This is a genomic window from Sediminicoccus sp. KRV36 (genome assembly GCF_023243115.1).
In the GTDB taxonomy this organism is placed as follows: domain Bacteria; phylum Pseudomonadota; class Alphaproteobacteria; order Acetobacterales; family Acetobacteraceae; genus Roseococcus.
The window spans coordinates 2,861,403-2,878,742 of record NZ_CP085081.1 but is presented as its reverse complement, the minus strand read 5'-3'; the positions used below and the strand labels follow the sequence as shown (position 1 = coordinate 2,878,742).

The following is a 17,340-nucleotide window of genomic DNA, read 5'->3' as shown; positions in this document are numbered from 1 at the left end:
CTCAGAACATGTTGAGCGCAAGGCGCGCATCTTCGCTCATGCGTGACTGATCCCATGGCGGATCCCAGACGATCTCGACCTCGCAGTCGGTCACGCCAGGGATCTGGCGGATGGCTTCTTCCGCCATGCTCGGCAATTCCTGCGCCGAGGGGCAGGACGGGGTGGTCAGCGTCATCTCCACCTTGATCTTGCCGTCATCGCCAAGCTCGATCGCGTAGATCAGGCCGAGTTCGTAGATATCCACCGGGATTTCCGGATCGAACACGGTCTTGATGGCGGCAATCACGCCCTCCTCGGTAACCTTGGGGAGGGCTTCGCCCGCGGGCGTCCAGCTGCCATGGGTCGCATTTTCACTCACTGCTGGTCTCCTTCACGCCCGCAAGCGCGGCATCAAGCGCGTGCCAGGCGAGGGTGGCGCATTTCACGCGGCTCGGGAAATTCTTCACGACGGAAAAGACGGACAGGCGGGCGAGATCCTCGCTGGTCTCGTCGCGCTCGCCGCTGCGGGCGAGGCGCGCCACGGCCTGGCCAAGGGCACGGGCCTCAGCTGGCGACTTGCCGCGAACCAGCTCCGTGAGCAGGGCCGCGCTGGCCTGGGAGATTTCACAACCACGGCCGGTGAACATGGCTTCCGTGATGCGCGGGCCATCGAGGTTGATGAAGATTTCTACCCGGTCCCCGCACATCGGGTTGTCACCGCGCGCGGTGGCGGTGGCATTCTCCAGCCGGCCACGATGCGCCGGATTGCGGGCAAGGTCCCGCAGCACCTTGGAGTAGAGGTCCTGCAGCTCGTCAAATCCCGCCGGCGCGCTCACGCAAAGAACCTCCGCGCATCGGTCAGCTTCGTCGCGAGGAAATCAATCTCTCCCCGCGTCGTGTAAAGCCCGAAAGAGGCCCGCGTGCTGCCGCCCTCCAGCCCGAAGCGGGTGTGCAGCGGCTCGGCGCAATGGCGGCCGGCGCGAACGCAGATGCCCGAACGGTCGAGATAGGTGGAGAGGTCATGCGGGTGCACGCCCTCCAGCGTGAAGGCGAAGACGCCGCCACGATCTTGCGCCCCGCCCAGCAGCGCCAGGCCCTCCACCTGGGTCAGCGCGCGCATCGCGTGGTCCACCAGGGCGCGCTCATGCGCCTCGATCGCGGCCATGCCGATGGCGTTCACATAGTCAATCGCCGCGTGCAGGCCGACCGCTTCGATGATGGCGGGCGTGCCGGCTTCGAAGCGGGCAGGGGCGGCCGCGAAGGTCGAATGCTCCAGCGTGACGGTCTCGATCATGTCGCCGCCGCCGAAGAAGGGCGGCATGGCATCGAGCAGCGCGCGCTTGCCATAGAGCACGCCAATGCCAGTGGGCCCGTAGAGCTTGTGGCCGGTGAAGATGTAGAAATCAGCATCCAGCGCCCGCACATCCACGGCGCGATGCACGGCGGCCTGGCTGCCATCGAACAACACGCGGGCGCCGGCCTCATGCGCCATGCGCGCGATCTGTGCTGCAGGTGTCACGGTGCCCAGCACGTTGGACATGTGGGTGACGGACACCAGTCCCACCTTGCCATCGGCCAGCTTGGCGGCGAGGTCCTCCAGATCGAGCTCACCCGCATCGGTCACGCGCACGAAACGCAGCCCGATGCCGAGGCCCGCATCCCGCAGCATCTGCCAGGGGACGAGGTTGGCATGGTGCTCCATCTCGCTCACCAGCACGCACTGGCCAGGCTTGAGCATGGCGCGGCCGAAGCTGTGGGCGACGAGGTTGAAGGCGCCCGTGGCATTGGGCGTGAAGATGATTTCCTCCGGCTCGGCCGCGTTCAGGAAGCGCTGCACGGCGCCGCGCGCTGCCTCATGTGCTTCCGTCGCCACTTCGCTGAGGTGATAGGCGCCGCGATGGACATTGGCATAGGCCGTCTCCATCGCGCGCGTCATGGCGTCCATCACCACGCGCGGTTTCTGCGCCGAGGCTCCGCTGTCGAGGAAGACGAGCGGCTTGCCGCGCACCTGCGTGGACAGGATGGGGAAATCCTGGCGGATGCGGGTGACGTCAAAGCCGGAGGCGATGTTCGTATCCATTACCTCGCATCCGATCGCTGGAAGGCGTTAGCCCGGAGGTGTGAAGCGGCTGCGCGGATCATGCGACCTCGCGTTCCCACCAGCCATCCGTCGCTTCCGCCAGGGCGGCCTGGGCGAGGGGGTGGGTGACGCCCTCGATGGCCTCGACCAGGAAGGCCTGCACCAGCATGGCGCGGGCCTGTTCGGCCGGAATGCCGCGGGCGCGCAGGTAGAAGAGCTGCGCCTCATCCAGCGCGCCGACCGTCGCGCCATGGCTGCACTTCACGTCATCGGCGTAGATTTCGAGCTGCGGCTTGGCGTCAATCTCGGCCTCTTCGGAGAGCAGCAGCGCCTGGTTCATCTGGTAGCCATCGGTGCGCTGCGCCACCTGCCGCACCAGGATCTTGCCCTGAAACACGCCGCGCGACTTGCCGGCCAGTACGGTCTTGTAGGTCTGGCGGCTGGCGCAGTCGGGGGCCGCGTGATCGAGAAAGGTGGTGGTGTCGGCGTGCTGGCCGTCGCCCGCCAGCTGCGCGCCATTCATGTGGCAGGCCGCCTTGGGGCCGAGGAGGGCCGTGTGGATCTCGTTGCGAACGAGCTTGGCGCCGGCGTTCAACGTGAAATTATCATAAGTGCCGCCAGCCTGCACCGCGGCCAGCACGGTGGAGAGCTGGAAGCCCGAACGTCCCTCACGCTGGATGCGCACATGGGAGAGGGTCGCACCCGCGCCGACATGGATTTCGAACACCGGATTATGGAGGTAGCTCGCGCCATTCGGCCCCATGCTGGTTTCGATGAGCGTGAGCGAAGCGCCCGCGCCGATGCGCAGCAGATGCCGCGGATGAAAGGCGATCGGCCGCTCGGTATGGGTGACGATGCTCAGCAATTCCAGCGCGCCGCCCTCCGCCCCGTCCGGCAGGTCCAGCAGCAGGCCATCCTCGAACAGCATGGTGTTGAGCGAGACGACGGGCAGGCTTTGCGCGATGGCGCCGAGCAGCCCCTCGGCATCGCCCAGATGGGCGGCGAGGGAGCGGCACCAGCCGGGCAGCACGGAGAGCCCTTCGGCGAAGCGGCCATCCACGAAGACGGCGCGGAATGCCGCGCGCATCGGCGGCAGGGCCGGGTTTTCCACCACCAGCGTCAGCGCCTCGGTGAAGCCCGCCTGGGCGATGGGGGTAAGGTCGGTGTAGCGCCAGGCTTCGAGCTTGCGGCCAGGCAGGCCGGCCAGCGCGAAATGCTCGGCCGCTTCGCTGCGCAGCGCCGCCACCCAGGGCGTGCGGCCGCCAGGGAGATGCGCGCGCAGCCCCTCGAAGCGCGCGACGAAACCGCCAGAGGTCATGGCGTTCATGCGGCCACGCGGGCGTAACCCTCCGCCTCCAGCTCCAGCGCGAGTTCCTTGCCGCCGGATTTCACGATGCGGCCACCCATCAGCACATGTACGCGGTCCGGCACGATATAATCCAGCAGGCGCTGGTAATGCGTGATGACGAGGGCCGAGAAATTCGGGCCGCGCATCGCATTCACGCCATCGGCCACGATCTTCAGCGCATCGATGTCGAGGCCGGAATCCGTCTCGTCGAGGATGGCGAGAGAGGGCTCCAGCAGCGCCATCTGCAGCACCTCGTTGCGCTTCTTCTCACCACCCGAGAAGCCGACATTGACGTTGCGCTTGAGCATGTCGTCGCTCATCTGCAGCGTCTTCAGCTTGGCGCGGGCCAGCTTGAGGAAGGCCATGGCGTCCACTTCCGGCTCGCCCTTCGCCTTGCGGATGGCGTTCAGTGCGGTGCGCAGGAAATTCGCATTGCCCACGCCCGGCAATTCCACCGGATACTGGAAGGCGAGGAACAGGCCCGAAGCCGCGCGCTCCTCCGGCGCCATCGCCAGGATGTCCATGCCGTTGAAGCTGGCGGTGCCGCCCGTGATCTCATAGCCCTCACGCCCGCTCAGCACGTAGGAGAGGGTGGATTTGCCCGAACCATTGGGGCCCATGATGGCGTGGATCTCGCCCGTCGGGACTTCGAGATTGATCCCCTTGAGGATCTGCTTGCCATCAATTTCGGCCGTCAGGCCTTCGATCTTCAACATGACTTAACCAACGCTCCCTTCGAGCGAAATCGCCAGAAGCTTCTGTGCTTCCACGGCGAACTCCATCGGCAATTCCTTGAGCACTTCGCGGCAGAAGCCGTTCACGATCAGCCCCACCGCCTCTTCCTGCGTGAGCCCGCGCGAGCGGCAGTAGAACAGCTGGTCCTCGGCGATGCGCGAGGTGGTGGCCTCATGCTCGATCTTCGCGGTGGCGCAGCGGTTTTCGATATAGGGCACGGTATGCGCGCCGCATTGATCGCCGATCAGCAGGCTGTCGCATTGCGTGAAGTTGCGGGCACCTGTCGCCTTCGGGCTGATCTTCACGAGGCCCCGATAGGTGTTCTGGCCCTTGCCCGCGCTGATGCCCTTGGAGACGATCGTGGACTTCGTGTTCTTGCCCACATGCCACATCTTGGTGCCGGTATCGGCCTGCTGGTGGTTGTTGGTGATGGCCACCGAGTAGAACTCGCCCACGCTGTCATCGCCGAGCAGGATGCAGGAGGGGTATTTCCAGGTGATCGCGGAACCCGTCTCCACCTGCGTCCAGCTCACTTTGCTGCGGGCACCGCGGCAGGCGGCGCGCTTGGTGACGAAGTTGTAGATGCCGCCCTTGCCTTCGGCATCGCCCGGGTACCAGTTCTGCACCGTGCTGTACTTGATGGTCGCGTCATCCATCAGCACCAGCTCCACCACGGCGGCGTGCATCTGGTTCTCATCGCGCATCGGCGCGGTGCAGCCTTCCAGATAGGAGACGTGCGAACCCGCTTCGGCGATGATCAGCGTGCGCTCGAACTGGCCGGTGCTCTTGGCGTTGATACGGAAATAGGTGGAAAGCTCCATCGGGCAGCGCACGCCCTTGGGGATGAAGACGAAGCTGCCATCCGTGAAGACGGCCGAGTTCAGGCAGGCGAAGTAGTTGTCGCCCGGCGGGACCACGGAACCCAGATATTGCTGCACCAGTTCGGGGTGCTCATGCACCGCCTCGCTGATCGAGCAGAAGATGATGCCATCCTTTGACAGCCGGTCCTTGAAGGTGGTGGCGACGGAGACGCTGTCGAACACCATATCCACGGCGATGCCCTGCAGCCGCTCCTGCTCGCGCAGGGGGATGCCGAGCTTTTCGTAAGTACGCAGCAGCTCGGGGTCCACCTCGTCCAGCGACTTCGGCACCACCTTGTTGGTGGGGGCCGCGTAGTAATACGCGTCCTGGTAGTCGATTTTCGGATAGTTGACGGCGGCCCAGTCGGGCTCCTCCATCTTCAGCCAGTGGCGATAGGCCTTCAGCCGCCATTCCAGCAGCCATTCGGGCTCATTCTTCTTCGCGCTGATGAAGCGAACGATATCCTCGTTCAGCCCCTTGGGCGCGTATTCCATGGCGATATCGGTCTCAAAACCCCACTTGTAGCCGCCATCGCTGGCGGCCTGGACGGTCTCGAGGGTCTCTGCAACGGCAGGCATATGCGCTCCTACTCGGCGGCGGCGAAGTGATCAGGAATGGTCATGGAACTGGCACCGCAGCCGCCCCTTGCAAGCTCGGCCACGGAAATGCCGGCCAGTGCTGCGCGGATGGCATGGTTCACCGGGTCCCAGCGGCCCCGGACGGGGCAGAGATGCTCGCTCTCGCAGCCGCCCATGCCGCCATCCACACAGGCGGTCAGCGCGATGGGGCCGTCAAACGCGACGACCACCTCGGCCAGGGTGATCTCGCTCAAGGGGCGGGTCAGGCGGTAGCCGCCGCGGGCGCCGCGCAAGCCCTCGACGATATCAGATTGGGCCAGGATTTTCAGCACTTTGGCGACCGTCGGCTCGGCCAGGCCGGTGCGTGCGGCAATGCCTGGCGCGCTGAGCAACGGAGCATCCGTCCGGCCCATGCGCGACAGCACCACCACGGCGTAATCGGTCAATCTGGAGAGTTTCAGCACCGGCGTTCTCCTGCGGCCCCATTCAAATAGGACCAATCGCGTCCGGTTTCCAGTCCCCGCCGCTGGTTTATCGCCGCGCGATCACCGCGACGGGTCCGCCGCCATCCGGCCCCTGATGCTCCGCACCGCCCGAGACAAAGAGGTCCGTGCGGCCCACCGCCGCCGCGATGACGCCGCCGACCAAGGCGCGGGCGTGGCGCGTCGCGTTGATGTCGCTGTCGTCATTCATGATGTGGCGCAGGCCGCGAATGCTGCCCGTCGTCGCGGGTTCGGCCTTGGCCAGCACGGCGACCAGTTGCCCGCGCGCCGCCGCCTCCAATTGCCCGGGGGCGGCGAGGCCGACCGACGCCAGCGCCCGCTGCACCGCGCCGAAATCCAACGCATCGGCCATCACATCATGCCCGATGATGAGATCGCCCGCCCAATCGGGGCTGTTGCCCAGCACGATTACCTCGCAACGCTCCAACTCCACTCCGGCCGAGCAGCTGGCGCGGCCCGAATGCAGCGACCAATCGGCGCCGATCACCGCATCCGACAGTGCGGCCTCGGGGATTTCGCCGAGCGCCAGGGCCACGCCGAGTGCCGCCGCCCCGCGCGAAAGCCCCATGGAGGGATAGGTTTCATGCGTGGCGACGCTCTGCCCGCGCGCCGCAGCCTCCATCACCTTCGCCGAGGTCAGCAGCGGGCATTTCACCTGCACGTAATGCACCTCGGCCGGGTTGGTGATGCCGGCATCGGCCATCGCGGCGCGTACGGCCTCAGCCGTCGCACGCAGCTGCGCCAGGCGGCCGATCTCCTCGGGGGCGAAATCCGGCGTGAAGCCGATGCCGATGGCGAGTGCGCCGGTCGCGGGCGCCGTCACCTCGCGCACCGCCAGCACCAGGAAATGCGGCGAGAGCCCGCCCTCGGTGCCGCCCGACATGACGAGCGCCACGCGTGCGATCACAGCCTCCGGCGTGGTGCCGAGACGCCCGGCCAGCATCGCAGCCAGGGCACTGACGGCATAGGCGCGGGTGAAGTCATTCACGCAGCCATTGCCCTCGGTCTTGCCGAGGATGGCGACCACTTCCGCAGGGTTCAGCGCGCCCTCCTCGAACAGGGCCGCGATGGCGGAAACATCGCCCGGATGGCGCATGGCGACGCGGAAGGCGAGGGCTTGGCGGGGCATGATGGGACACTCCTGGCTGGCCGGCCTCCCTTGCCGCGCCGCGCCCCCCGCCGCAAGTTACGCCCGCGACAAAGGAGCCCAGCCCATATGCCCAGCATCCGCACCGAGGATGGCGTTGACCTGCATTACATCGAAGCGGGTGAGGGCACGCCCCTGGTCTTCGCCCATGAATTCGCCGGCGATGCGCGCAGCTGGGAGCCGCAGCTTCGCTTCTTTGCCCGGCGCTACCGTTGCATCGCCTTCCATGCCCGCGGCTACCCGCCCAGCAGCGTTCCCTCCACGCCGAAATCCTACGGCCAGGACCGCGCGACGGATGATATCGCCGCTGTCATCACCGCGCTGAACCTGGCGCCCGCCCATGTCGTCGGGCTTTCCATGGGCGCCTTCGCGACACTGCATCTGGGCCTTCGCCACCCGCATCTGGCGCGCAGCCTGACGGCGGCCGGCGTGGGCTATGGCGCGGCACCCGATAAGCGTGCGCAGTTCCAGGCCGAGATTGACGGCTCCGTCGCCAAGCTGCGCGCGGGCGGCATCGAGACATTCGCAACCATCTACGCCCATGGCCCGACGCGGCTGGTCTTTGAGGAAAAGGACCCGCGCGGCTTCGCCGAATTCGAGGCGCAGATGGCCGAGCACTCCACCGAAGGCTCGGCGCTGACCATGCTCGGCGTGCAGCGCGAACGGCCCTCGCTGTTCGAGCTGGATGCCGAATTCCGCAAGCTGAAGCTGCCCACCTTCATCATCGCGGGCGATGAGGATGACCCGACGCTGGAACCCGCCATCTACCTCAAGCGCACCATCAGCAGCTCGGCTTTGCTGGTCATGCCGAAATGCGGCCACACGATGAATCTGGAAGACCCCGACGCCTTCAATCGTGCCGTGCTGGACTTCATCACCGCGGTGGATTCCGGCGCCTGGAAGGACCGTATCCCCGCCAGCCTGTCGGGTGCCATCATCGCGGCGAAGCCCTGATGAGCGACGCTCTGGAAATCCGCGCCCTGATCGAGAATTGGGCGGTCTGGCGCGATGCCGGCGACTGGCAGCGCTTTTCCACCTGCTGGCACCCCGAGGGCCGGATGATGGCCACCTGGAAGCAGGGCACGGCCGCCGAGTTCATCACGGCCTCCATCGAGGGCTGGAATCGCGGCGTCTCCATCCTGCATTTCCTGGGCGGGCATAGCAGCGAGATCGTGGGCAGCCGCGCCATCAGCCAGACCAAGATGACCATCAGCCAGCGCGCCGAGGTCGAGGGCGTGCTGGTGGATGTGGTCTGCACCGGCCGCTTCTATGATTTCATCGAAAAGCACGACGGCGTCTGGAAGCTGCTGCTGCGCCAGCCGATCTACGAGAAGGACCGGATGGACCCCATCGCCCCCGATGCGCGACTTTCGCTGGATGCCACGCTGCTCGCGGAATTTCCGGAGGGCTATCGGCATTTAGCCTATCTGCAGACCCGCATCGGCTATGCGGTGAAGCGGGATATGCCGGGGCTGAAGGGGCCGGAGGTCGAAGCGCTTTACGCCGATGGCAAGGCCTGGCTGGCCGGCGCGCCGCTCACGCGCTGAGCGCCTCATCCAGCAGGCCGAGTGTGGCCAGCGCGAATTCCAGCATGTTCGGCCAGCGCTCGGCCTGGCCGGTTTCCAGCGTTCGCACCATCTCGACTGGCCCCGAGATCGCGAAGCAGGTGTGGCCCGCCGCATCGCCATAGCGATTGCCTGTCGGCCCCGAAGCCCCCGTCTCGGCCAGGCCCCATGTCGTGCCCATCCGCTCGCGCATGGTGCGGGCCAGCAGCATCGCATAGGGCTCGCTGGAGGAACGCAGCCCTACCATCTGCTCTGGCGTGATCCCGACCAGAACGCCGCGCGCGGTGGTGGTGTAGGTCACCGCCCCACCCACGAAATAGGCCGAGGCGCCGGGCAGGGCGAGCAAAGCCGCCGAAACCAGCCCGCCCGAGGAGGATTCCGAGATGGCGATGGTCTCGCCCCGCGCGCGCAGGCGTTCACCCAGCGCGGCGGCCCGGTCCAGAAGGGCCTGCATCAGGCGGCCTTCCGGCCAAAGACCTGCGCCATATGCTCGGCCGGATAGGCGCCGCTGAACATTACGGCACCGTCCAGCGCGAAGCTCGGCACACCATTGATGCCGATGCGGCGGAAATGCGCATCCTCGGCCCGCACCTCGGCATCGCCCTCGTCGGAAGCGAGGAATGCCTTGGCATCCAGGCCGATGGTGGCGGCAATGGCCGCCAGGACCGCATGGTCGCCGATATCCTGGCCATCGTGGAAATAGGCCTGGAACAGGGGCTCGACGATGGGCTCGCCCGCCCAGCGGATCAGCCGATGGGCCGCGATGGTGTTGGGCGTGCGCAGCATCCGGTCATGGCGGAATTCCAGCCCCACGGCGCGGCCGGCGGCGGCGACATTGGCGTCCAGCTCCGCGCCCCGCTCCACGCTGCCGAATTTCGCGGCGCGGTAGGAAGCGCGCTCCACTCCTTCGGCGGGCATGTCAGGGTTTAGCTGATAGGGCCGCCAATGGATGGTGAAGTTCTGGTCCAGCATGGCCAGCGCCCGCTCCATCTGCCGCTTGCCGATCCAGCACCAGGGGCAGATCACGTCCGAGATCACATCAATGCGGCGCGGCTGGTCCATCATCATCCCCGTTGTCGTCTGGCGCATTCTGCGCCATTGCCGGGGTTGAGGGTAGCGGGGGTTTGGCCATGCGGACACAGGTGGGGATCTTGGGGGCAGGGCCTGCCGGGCTGTTGCTGGCGCACCTGCTGCACCGTGCGGGCATAGACAGCGTCATCATCGAGGCGAAATCCCGCCCCTATATCGAGGGCCGCATCCGTGCCGGCCTGCTCGAACAGGGCAGCGTGGACACGCTGACCGAAGCCGGCCTCGCGACCCGCCTGCACCGCGAGGGCCTGGCGCATGACGGCATGGAGCTGCGCTTCAACGACCAATCCCACCGCATTGATCTGCACGGCCTCACCGGCAAGCGCGTGACCATCTATGGCCAGCAGGAGGCGGTGAAGGACATGGTAGCCGCGCGCCTCGCCACGGGCCGCCCGCTGCATTTCGAGGTTGAGGATGCGGCGATCCATGACATCACCACCGACCAGCCGCGCATCACCTTCACGCTCGATGGCAGCCCGCGCGAACTCCGCTGCGACGTGATCGCCGGCTGTGACGGCTTCCACGGCCCCTCCCGCGCCGCCATGCCGCCCGAGGTGCTGCGGGTTTATGAGCGCGTCTACCCCTTCGCCTGGCTCGGCATCCTGGCCGAGGCCAAGCCGATCAGCCATGAGCTGATCTACGCCCGCCATGCCGATGGCTTCGCGCTCGCCACCATGCGCAGCAACACCGTCTCCCGCCTTTATCTGCAATGCGCGCCGGATGAGGACCTGTCCCAATGGTCCGATGCGCGCATCTGGGAAGGGCTGCATCAGCGCCTCGGTGGGGTGAATGAGGGGCCGATCTTCCAAAAGGGCGTCACCGCCATGCGCAGCTTCGTGGCGGAGCCCATGCGCCATGGCCGCCTCTTCCTGGCCGGCGACGCCGCGCATATCGTGCCCCCCACGGGGGCCAAGGGCATGAACCTCGCCGTCGCTGATGTGCGCGTGCTGGCCCAGGCGCTGGTGGCGTTCTACCGCGGCCAGGGCATGGCGCTGATGGACCGCTACAGCGAGACCTGCCTGCGCCGCATCTGGAAAGTGCAACGCTTCTCCTGGTGGATGACCGCCATGCTGCACAAATTCAGCGACAACGACCCCTTCGAGCATCGGGTGCAGGTCGCTGAACTCGATTACCTGGTGAATTCCGAGGCCGCGCGCACCGGCCTTGCCGAACAATATGTGGGGCTGCCTTACGATGCATGAACCGTTGAAATTGGGCATTCTGGGCCTGGGCATCATGGGCGAGCGGCTGATGCGCGCGGCCCTGGCGCATGGCAATACGCGGGTCACCGCCGTCTGGGACCCGGGTGCCGCCGCCGTGGCGCGGCTCGCTTCCATCACGCCCGATCTCACGATGAGCGCCGATGCGGCGGCCGTGATCGCGGCGAGTGACGCGGTCTACATCGCCTCGCCCCCCGCCTCGCATATCGCGCTGGGCCAGCAGGTGTTGGCGGCCGGACGGGCGCTGTTCCTGGAAAAGCCGCTCGCCTCGGACCTCGCCGCTGCCCGCGCCTTCGTGGCGGCCGCGAAGGGGCAACGCGCGGCGGTGAACTTCCCCATGGCTTCCTCGCCCTCCATCGCGCAGCTGCGCGAATGGCTGCCGGGCATCGGCAATATCCACGGCATCGACATCAGCGCCGCTTTCGCCGCCTGGCCGCGCGGCTGGCAGCAGGGGGCCGCCTCCTGGCTCTCCGAGCGTGCCGAGGGCGGCTTCACGCGTGAGGTCATCTCGCATTTCCTGTTCCTGGCGCAGCGCCTGGTCGGGCCGCTGGCGCTGGAAGCCGCGCGGGTCACCTATCCGCCCGGAGCCGGCAGCGAGACCGCCATCGCCGCCCGCCTCTCGGCCGGCGATGTGCCGGTGACGATCTCGGGCGGCGTTGGCATCACCCTCGCCGATGACCACAACATCACCCGCATCCAGGGGGCGCAGGGTGCGATCCGCCTGCGCGACTGGTCCTTCGCCGAGAAGCTTGCGCCCGCCGGCACCTGGCATGCCGCTCCCGATGCCCTGCCCAATGAGAAAATGCGGCCCCTGACGCTCTCGGGCCAGCTCGACAAGCTCGCCGCCCTCACGCGCGGCGAGGCGGTGGACCTGGCCACCCTTCAGGAGGCACTCTCCGTCCAGGAGATCGTCGAAGGAATCCTCGCCGCATGACCCGCCCCGTCATCATCACGGCAGCGCTCACCGGCGGTGCGGACAGCACCGGCGCCTCGCCCTACGTGCCCATCACACCGGCGCAACTGGCGAGCGAAGCGCTGGCGGCGCGCGCTGCCGGTGCGGCCATCGTCCATATCCACGTCCGCAACCCCGAGACGGGCAAGCCCTCACGCGATGTGGCCCTGTATCGCGAGACGGTGCAGCGCATCCGCGATGCCGGCAGTGATGTGCTGATCAACCTCACCACCGGCCCCGGCGCCAGCTTCGCCCCCGGCGAGGACCCAAACATCAATTCGCGGCCGAAGGGCATGGCGACGCCTGCGGAGCGCGTGGCGCATGTGCTGGAATTGCGCCCGGATATCTGCTCGCTCGACATCGCCACCATGAACTTCGGGCCGGCCGCCTTCGTGAACACGCCGGCCCATCTGGCCCAGATGGCGGAGATGATCCGAGCGGCCGGCGTGAAGCCGGAACTGGAAATCTTCGACCTTGGCCACGCCATGCTGGCGGCCGATATGGTCAGGCGCGGATTGTTCGAGGCGCCGCCCTGGTTCCAGCTCTGCCTCGGCATCGCCTGGGGCGCGCCCGCCACCACTGAGGCCATGCTGGCGCTCAGGCAGCTTGTGCCGCCGGGTGGCCTCTGGTCCGCCTTCGGCATCAGCCGCGCGCAATTCCCGATGGTGGCGCAGGCCGTGATCCTCGGCGGGCATGTGCGCGTGGGGCTGGAGGACAATCTCTATCTGGCGCGCGGCGTGCTGGCGGAAGGCAATGCGCCGCTGGTGGCGCGGGCCAGGCGGATCGTCGAGGAATTGGGGGAGCACGCGGCCTCGCCGGCGGAGGCCCGCAACATCCTCAGCCAGAAGTAAGCCAGGGCGCCCCCCGGCCCCCGGTCACTTGCCGCGCAACATCCACATCAGCGCGCCCCCTGCCAGCAGGCCCCAGAACGCGGCGCCGATGCCCGCCACGCTCAACCCCGAGGCCGAGACCACGAAGGTCACGATCGCCGGCACGCGCAACGCCTCCACCGACATGGCCGCAGTCAGCGCGCCCGCCAGCGAGGCCAGCAGGGCCAGGCCTGCCACCGCCTGGATCAGCAAGGGGGGGGCGGCCGCCACCACGCTCGCCGCGATGCCCGCCACCAGCGCAAAGCCCAGATAGCCCAGGCTCGCGACCAGGCCCGCCACCCATCGCCGCGCGGGATCGGGATGGGATTCCGGCCCGGCGCACAAGGCGGCCGTGATCGCCGCCAGATTGACCAGTTGCCCGCCGAAAAACCCACCCAGGAAGCTGCCCGCACCCGTCACCAGGAAAACCGGCCGCATCTCCGGCCTGTAGCCATTCGCCTGCAACACCGCGTAGCCAGGCAGGTTCTGCGAGGCCATGGTCACCAGGAACAGCGGCAGCGCGATCCCGACCATCGCGCCCCACTCGAAGCTGGGCGTCACCCAGACGAGGCGCGGTGCCTCCCAGCCGCCGGCTCCGGGCAGCCCCGGCCCCAGCAGCAAGGCCGCCACCGCCACCACCACCGCCACCGGCACGGCCCAGAGCCGGTTCAGCCGCAGCATCACCGCCCAGGCCAGCACCACCGGCAGGGCCAGCCATGGCAGCGCCCCCACCGCCCGTACGGGCGCGAGGCACAGATCCAGCAGCACACCCGCCAGCATGGCGGCGGCGATGGGCGGCGGGATGCGCTCCACGGCGCGGGCGAAAGGCCGCCACAGCCCGGCCGCCACCAGCAGCAGCGAGGCCGCCAGGAAGGCGCCCACGGCCGCGGAAAACCCGCCCTCCGGCGCGCCCGTCGTCACCAGCAGCGCAGCCCCGGGCGTGGACCAGGCGATGGAGATCGGCATGCGCCAGACCAGCGAAAACCCAGCCCCCAGCGCCCCCATCAGCACGCACAGCATGACGAGGCCGGAGGCCGCCTGCTCGGGCGTCGCGCCCATCGCGGCAAAGCCCGCCAACACCACCGCGAAGGAGGAAGCAAAGCCGACAAAGGAGGCCAGCAGCCCCAGCAGAACAGGTTGCAGCATAAGGGCTACGGCGCGAGCCGGATGGTGGCCGAAACCTGCGCCGCTTCACGCCCGAGCTGCCGCATGCCGCCGCTGCGCCAGGCTTCCAGCAGGTCCCCCCAATGGCGCGAGAGCGGATGGCCCGATTGGCCGGTGCCGATGATCGCGAAGCTGGTTTCCGGACCGCCGAGATCGGCCACGAAGCGCAGCCCCGCGCCATGCATGGCCTGGTAGGGCTCCGCGCCGCCGCCGCGCAGCCCTTGGCGTTGCACCGTCTCGCCATCGCCGGAGACAGCCGCGCTGAGGCCGATCACCCGGTTCATGCCAGGGATGAAGCGCAGCAAAGGATGCTCGAAGCGCGCCTGATGCGCCTGGCCCCAGCGCCAGGCAACCGGGTCCGGGCCGAATTGCGTGGCGAGTTCCGCCACAGCTTCCGCGAGGGCGAGCGCCGCCATGGCCCGGCAATCCCCGCCGCACCACCAGCCCGCCTCGGCCGAGGTGAGCAGGAAGCGCAGGAATTCCGCGCGGGCAGGTGCATCGGCCACGCGCGCCTGGCGCAAGGCAAGCAGCGGCATGCGGCGGGCGAAGGCATTCCAGATCAGCGGCTGCGGCAATCCGGCCGCCATTTCCCCATCCCATTCGGCCAGCAGCGCCTGGGCCTGGCCAAGGGCGCCCGTCCCGCGCGGCAGGCTGTTCAGGAAGGGCAGCGTTTCGCGCGCCAGGAGCGAGACGGCGTCCATCTGGATGGCGGCGAATTCCGCGGGGCCATTCACCTCCTGCGCGGCCAGGCGCTCATGGATGCGGCGGAAGCGCCAATCCGCATACCATTCGCGGGAGAGATGCACGGGGTGCCCCTCCGGGCTCACGCGGTTATTGGCGTTGACCAGCAGGCCCGTCTCCGGATTTTCCACATGCGGCAATTCGTCGAAGGGCACGAAGCCCGTCCAGGGCTGATCTCCCGGGGTGGGCAGGCTGCCATCGCCCGCGGCGCGAACGGGGGTGCGCCCCGTGAGATACATCGCGATCCCGCCCGCACGATCCGCCACCATGAGGTTTTGCGGGGGCGAGGCGATCAGTGCCGCCGCCGCCCTTGCATCGGCGATGTTCCTGGCACGGTTCAACGCGAGGATGCCGCGTGCCGTGGTGTCATTTGGCTCCAGATTGGCCATCCGGACGCTGAGCAGGCGGACATCGCTGCGCGGCGCCTCTTCGAGATCGGAGATGACCGGGCCATTCGCGGTCTCGCGAACCACCAGGATCACGGGCTCGGCGCCGCGCACGCCGATGATCTCGGTGCGCGTCCGGCGCACCGCATCCGCCGTCTCGATGAAGACATCCTGCGTGTCGGAATGGGTGGTGGTGAAGCCCCAGGCGAGATCGGCGTTGCGGCCGATGATCATCAGCGGCGTGCCAGGTGCCGTGGCTCCGGCAAGCATGCGGCCATCGGCCAGCTCCACCCGGGCCAGATACCACAACACCGGCGCGCCATAGCCCAGATGCGGATCGGAGGCGAGCAGCGGCGCGCCCGATGCGCTGCGCGAACCGGCCACCGCCCAGGCATTGGAGGCAGAGGCGGGCAGGGGGGCGTCGGTGCCAAACACCGGTATGGCCGCGAGGATGCGCTCCAGCCCTGGCAGCGCCGCCACATCCGGCCGACCGGCCGTGCGGTCCGCCGGCCAAAGGTCCCAGAGGCGCTCCGGCGGCAGCACCGCGGCCAGCCGCGCGCGCTCCAACTCCGTGCGCCAATTGCCCGAAAGCCAAAGCCCCATCACCTTGGCCCAGAGCAGCGAGTGCTGCGGCTGCCAGGGCTCAGGTTGGCCCAGCAGCAGGAATTCGGGTGCCGCGAAGCGCCCGCGCTCCCGGATCAGCGCATTCACACCCAGCGCATAGGCCTCCAGCAGCCCGCGCGTCTCGGCATCCAGTGCCGCGAAATCCGCCTCGGCGCGCTGCCTGAGGCCGAGCGTCCGGCTGAAGCGATCAAGCCGCAGCGAGGCGCTGCCCGCGACCTCGGAGAGGCGGCCTTCGGCACCGCGCCGCATCATCTCCATCTGGAACAGCCGGTCCCGCGCATGGAGATAGCCCATGGCGGTTGCGGCATCGCGTTCATTCGCCGCCTGGATGCGCGGCATGCCGGCCTCATCCAGCGTGATGCGCACGGGCGCCGTCAGCCCCTCGATGCGCAATTCCGTCGCGTCCGAGGGCAAGGTCCACCAGAGGAGGCCAAAGGCGCCGAGCGGAATCGCCAGCAGCAGGACCAGAAGGCCCAGCAGGAGGCGGCCCCAGAAGCCGGTTTTGCGCCGCCGCCGGGCCATCCTATTCGGGTTCGATCCCGGCGCCGCGGATCATCTCGCCCCAGGCGGCGATCTGCTCGACCACGAAGCGGTTCAGTTCTTCCGGCGTGGAGGTGAAGCCATCGAAGCCGAGCTCGGCCATCCGGGCGCGATATTCGGGCCGCGCGCCGATGCGCTGCATGGCGGCCGAAATCGTGCCCACCACTTCGGCCGGCAGTCGCGCGGGGCCAAAGATGGCGGCGAAGCTTTGCAGGTCAAAGCCGGTCAGCCCCACCTCATCCAGCGTCGGCACGTCGGGGATCAGGGCCGAGCGGCGCTTGTTGGTCTGCCCGAGTGCCCGCAGCCGCCCGTCCCGCACATGGCCGAGGGTCGGTGTCAGGTCCACCACGATCGCGGTGACGCGCCCGGCCAGCACATCGGTCAGCGCGGGCGGCGTGGAGCGGTAGGGGACGTGCAGCATCTCCACCCCCGCCAGGCGCGCGATGGTCGCACCCGCCACGATGCCCGTGCCGTTCCCCGACGCGTAGCTGATCTGGCCGGGCCTGGCGCGGGCCAGGGCGACGAATTCCTGGAAGTTGCGCGCCGGCACATCGGCGCCGACGGTCAGCCAGAACACATATTGGCCAAGGCGCGAGATCGGCGTGAAATCGGCGATGGGGTCATAATCCATTCGCTTCAGCAGCCAGGAATTGGCGCCATGCGTGGTGTTGGTGGTGATGAACAGCGTGTGGCCATCGGCAGGGGCGCGCATCACGGCCGCGGCCGCGATCGTGCCATTGGCGCCGGCGCGGTTGTCCACCGTGATGTTCACGCCCAGCTCCGCCCCCAGCATCTGCGCCAGCACGCGCGCCACGGCATCCGTCCCCGAACCGGCCGCGAAGGGCAGGATGAAGGTGATGGGGCGCGTGGGGCGCCACTCGATCTGCGCCTGCGCAAGTGAGGGGGCGGCAAGGCTGGCGGCGAGCAGGCTTCGGCGTTGCATGGACATGTCTCTCTCC

Annotated in this window: 18 protein-coding genes; 5 read left to right on the top strand and 13 right to left on the bottom strand. The window is 68.1% G+C overall.

The annotated features are described in order from the left end of the window. Nucleotide 1 precedes the first annotated feature (1 nt). The 8 genes from LHU95_RS13475 to LHU95_RS13440 all read right to left on the bottom strand — a co-directional run bounded on the left by LHU95_RS13475 (nt 2) and on the right by LHU95_RS13440 (nt 7,213). The gene (locus tag LHU95_RS13475; protein WP_248707480.1) at nt 2–358 is read right to left on the bottom strand and encodes an SUF system Fe-S cluster assembly protein; all 357 of its coding nucleotides are present in this window, start codon (nt 356–358) and stop codon (nt 2–4) included. Beyond that, nucleotides 351–815, bottom strand: a complete 465-nt coding sequence (sufU, locus tag LHU95_RS13470; RefSeq protein WP_248707479.1) for a Fe-S cluster assembly sulfur transfer protein SufU — start codon at nt 813–815, stop codon at nt 351–353. The genes LHU95_RS13475 and sufU overlap by 8 nt, the downstream gene beginning before the upstream one ends. Next, the gene (locus LHU95_RS13465) at nt 812–2,059 is read right to left on the bottom strand and encodes a SufS family cysteine desulfurase (RefSeq protein WP_248707478.1); all 1,248 of its coding nucleotides are present in this window, start codon (nt 2,057–2,059) and stop codon (nt 812–814) included. The genes sufU and LHU95_RS13465 overlap by 4 nt, the downstream gene beginning before the upstream one ends. 58 nt (nt 2,060–2,117) lie before the next feature. Then, nucleotides 2,118–3,377, bottom strand: a complete 1,260-nt coding sequence (sufD, locus tag LHU95_RS13460; protein WP_248707477.1) for a Fe-S cluster assembly protein SufD — start codon at nt 3,375–3,377, stop codon at nt 2,118–2,120. A 5-nt stretch (nt 3,378–3,382) separates the two neighbouring features. Further along, the gene (gene sufC, locus LHU95_RS13455; protein WP_248707476.1) at nt 3,383–4,123 is read right to left on the bottom strand and encodes a Fe-S cluster assembly ATPase SufC; all 741 of its coding nucleotides are present in this window, start codon (nt 4,121–4,123) and stop codon (nt 3,383–3,385) included. Between the two features lie 3 nt (nt 4,124–4,126). Then, nucleotides 4,127–5,581: a Fe-S cluster assembly protein SufB gene (gene sufB, locus LHU95_RS13450; RefSeq protein ID WP_248707475.1), complete on the bottom strand. Its 1,455-nt coding sequence runs from the start codon at nt 5,579–5,581 to the stop codon at nt 4,127–4,129. Nucleotides 5,582–5,589: 8 nt separating this feature from the next. Next, nucleotides 5,590–6,045, bottom strand: a complete 456-nt coding sequence (locus LHU95_RS13445) for an SUF system Fe-S cluster assembly regulator (RefSeq protein ID WP_248707474.1) — start codon at nt 6,043–6,045, stop codon at nt 5,590–5,592. Between the two features lie 67 nt (nt 6,046–6,112). Continuing rightward, a complete protein-coding gene (locus tag LHU95_RS13440; RefSeq protein WP_248707473.1) occupies nt 6,113–7,213 on the bottom strand; it encodes a ring-opening amidohydrolase in 1,101 nt (366 codons plus the stop codon). An 87-nt stretch (nt 7,214–7,300) separates the two neighbouring features. On the opposite strand from LHU95_RS13440, the gene LHU95_RS13435 reads away from it, so the two are divergent. Next, a complete protein-coding gene (locus LHU95_RS13435) occupies nt 7,301–8,185 on the top strand; it encodes an alpha/beta hydrolase (RefSeq protein WP_248707472.1) in 885 nt (294 codons plus the stop codon). Continuing rightward, nucleotides 8,185–8,778, top strand: a complete 594-nt coding sequence (locus tag LHU95_RS13430) for a nuclear transport factor 2 family protein (RefSeq protein WP_248707471.1) — start codon at nt 8,185–8,187, stop codon at nt 8,776–8,778. The genes LHU95_RS13435 and LHU95_RS13430 overlap by 1 nt, the downstream gene beginning before the upstream one ends. On the opposite strand, the gene LHU95_RS13425 is transcribed toward LHU95_RS13430, so the two are convergent. Both LHU95_RS13425 and LHU95_RS13420 read right to left on the bottom strand, forming a co-directional pair. After that, on the bottom strand, nt 8,768–9,250 hold the full coding sequence (locus LHU95_RS13425; RefSeq protein WP_248707470.1) for a CinA family protein: 483 nt from the start codon (nt 9,248–9,250) through the stop codon (nt 8,768–8,770). The genes LHU95_RS13430 and LHU95_RS13425 overlap by 11 nt on opposite strands. Beyond that, on the bottom strand, nt 9,250–9,885 hold the full coding sequence (locus tag LHU95_RS13420) for a DsbA family oxidoreductase (RefSeq protein WP_248707469.1): 636 nt from the start codon (nt 9,883–9,885) through the stop codon (nt 9,250–9,252). The genes LHU95_RS13425 and LHU95_RS13420 overlap by 1 nt, the downstream gene beginning before the upstream one ends. A gap of 41 nt (nt 9,886–9,926) precedes the next feature. Here LHU95_RS13420 and pobA point away from each other — a divergent pair, with 41 nt between their 5' ends. Genes pobA through LHU95_RS13405 form a run of 3 tightly spaced genes read left to right on the top strand, consistent with a single transcriptional unit; the run spans nt 9,927 to nt 12,908 of the window. Then, entirely contained in the window at nt 9,927–11,087 is a 1,161-nt protein-coding gene (pobA, locus tag LHU95_RS13415; RefSeq protein WP_248707468.1) for a 4-hydroxybenzoate 3-monooxygenase, read from the top strand. A 4-nt stretch (nt 11,088–11,091) separates the two neighbouring features. Next, the gene (locus LHU95_RS13410) at nt 11,092–12,039 is read left to right on the top strand and encodes a Gfo/Idh/MocA family oxidoreductase (protein WP_248707467.1); all 948 of its coding nucleotides are present in this window, start codon (nt 11,092–11,094) and stop codon (nt 12,037–12,039) included. Beyond that, entirely contained in the window at nt 12,036–12,908 is an 873-nt protein-coding gene (locus tag LHU95_RS13405) for a 3-keto-5-aminohexanoate cleavage protein (RefSeq protein WP_248707466.1), read from the top strand. The genes LHU95_RS13410 and LHU95_RS13405 overlap by 4 nt, the downstream gene beginning before the upstream one ends. Nucleotides 12,909–12,932: 24 nt before the next feature. Here the strand turns inward: LHU95_RS13405 and LHU95_RS13400 are convergent, their stop codons facing one another. From LHU95_RS13400 to LHU95_RS13390, 3 genes are read right to left on the bottom strand one after another with little or no spacing between them, the layout of a single operon-like run. Next, nucleotides 12,933–14,072 carry a benzoate/H(+) symporter BenE family transporter gene (locus LHU95_RS13400; protein ID WP_248707465.1) on the bottom strand — a complete coding sequence of 380 codons (1,140 nt, stop codon included), beginning with the start codon at nt 14,070–14,072 and terminating at the stop codon, nt 12,933–12,935. Between the two features lie 5 nt (nt 14,073–14,077). After that, nucleotides 14,078–16,363: a penicillin acylase family protein gene (locus tag LHU95_RS13395; RefSeq protein WP_248707464.1), complete on the bottom strand. Its 2,286-nt coding sequence runs from the start codon at nt 16,361–16,363 to the stop codon at nt 14,078–14,080. A gap of 1 nt (nt 16,364) precedes the next feature. Next, complete coding sequence (locus LHU95_RS13390) at nt 16,365–17,330, bottom strand: tripartite tricarboxylate transporter substrate binding protein (protein ID WP_248707463.1); 966 nt, start codon at nt 17,328–17,330, stop codon at nt 16,365–16,367. Between the last annotated feature and the right edge of the window lie 10 nt (nt 17,331–17,340).

What these genes read in the sequence shown, in the direction of transcription:
- LHU95_RS13465 (WP_248707478.1), bottom strand. Translation starts at nt 2,059, where the DNA reads ATGGATACGAACATCGCCTCCGGCTTTGACGTCACCCGCATCCGCCAG.
- sufD (WP_248707477.1), bottom strand. Translation starts at nt 3,377, where the DNA reads ATGACCTCTGGCGGTTTCGTCGCGCGCTTCGAGGGGCTGCGCGCGCAT.
- sufC (WP_248707476.1), bottom strand. Translation starts at nt 4,123, where the DNA reads ATGTTGAAGATCGAAGGCCTGACGGCCGAAATTGATGGCAAGCAGATC.
- sufB (WP_248707475.1), bottom strand. Translation starts at nt 5,581, where the DNA reads ATGCCTGCCGTTGCAGAGACCCTCGAGACCGTCCAGGCCGCCAGCGAT.
- LHU95_RS13440 (WP_248707473.1), bottom strand. Translation starts at nt 7,213, where the DNA reads ATGCCCCGCCAAGCCCTCGCCTTCCGCGTCGCCATGCGCCATCCGGGC.
- LHU95_RS13435 (WP_248707472.1), top strand. Translation starts at nt 7,301, where the DNA reads ATGCCCAGCATCCGCACCGAGGATGGCGTTGACCTGCATTACATCGAA.
- LHU95_RS13430 (WP_248707471.1), top strand. Translation starts at nt 8,185, where the DNA reads ATGAGCGACGCTCTGGAAATCCGCGCCCTGATCGAGAATTGGGCGGTC.
- LHU95_RS13425 (WP_248707470.1), bottom strand. Translation starts at nt 9,250, where the DNA reads ATGCAGGCCCTTCTGGACCGGGCCGCCGCGCTGGGTGAACGCCTGCGC.
- LHU95_RS13420 (WP_248707469.1), bottom strand. Translation starts at nt 9,885, where the DNA reads ATGCGCCAGACGACAACGGGGATGATGATGGACCAGCCGCGCCGCATT.
- pobA (WP_248707468.1), top strand. Translation starts at nt 9,927, where the DNA reads ATGCGGACACAGGTGGGGATCTTGGGGGCAGGGCCTGCCGGGCTGTTG.
- LHU95_RS13405 (WP_248707466.1), top strand. Translation starts at nt 12,036, where the DNA reads ATGACCCGCCCCGTCATCATCACGGCAGCGCTCACCGGCGGTGCGGAC.
- LHU95_RS13400 (WP_248707465.1), bottom strand. Translation starts at nt 14,072, where the DNA reads ATGCTGCAACCTGTTCTGCTGGGGCTGCTGGCCTCCTTTGTCGGCTTT.
- LHU95_RS13395 (WP_248707464.1), bottom strand. Translation starts at nt 16,363, where the DNA reads ATGGCCCGGCGGCGGCGCAAAACCGGCTTCTGGGGCCGCCTCCTGCTG.
- LHU95_RS13390 (WP_248707463.1), bottom strand. Translation starts at nt 17,330, where the DNA reads ATGTCCATGCAACGCCGAAGCCTGCTCGCCGCCAGCCTTGCCGCCCCC.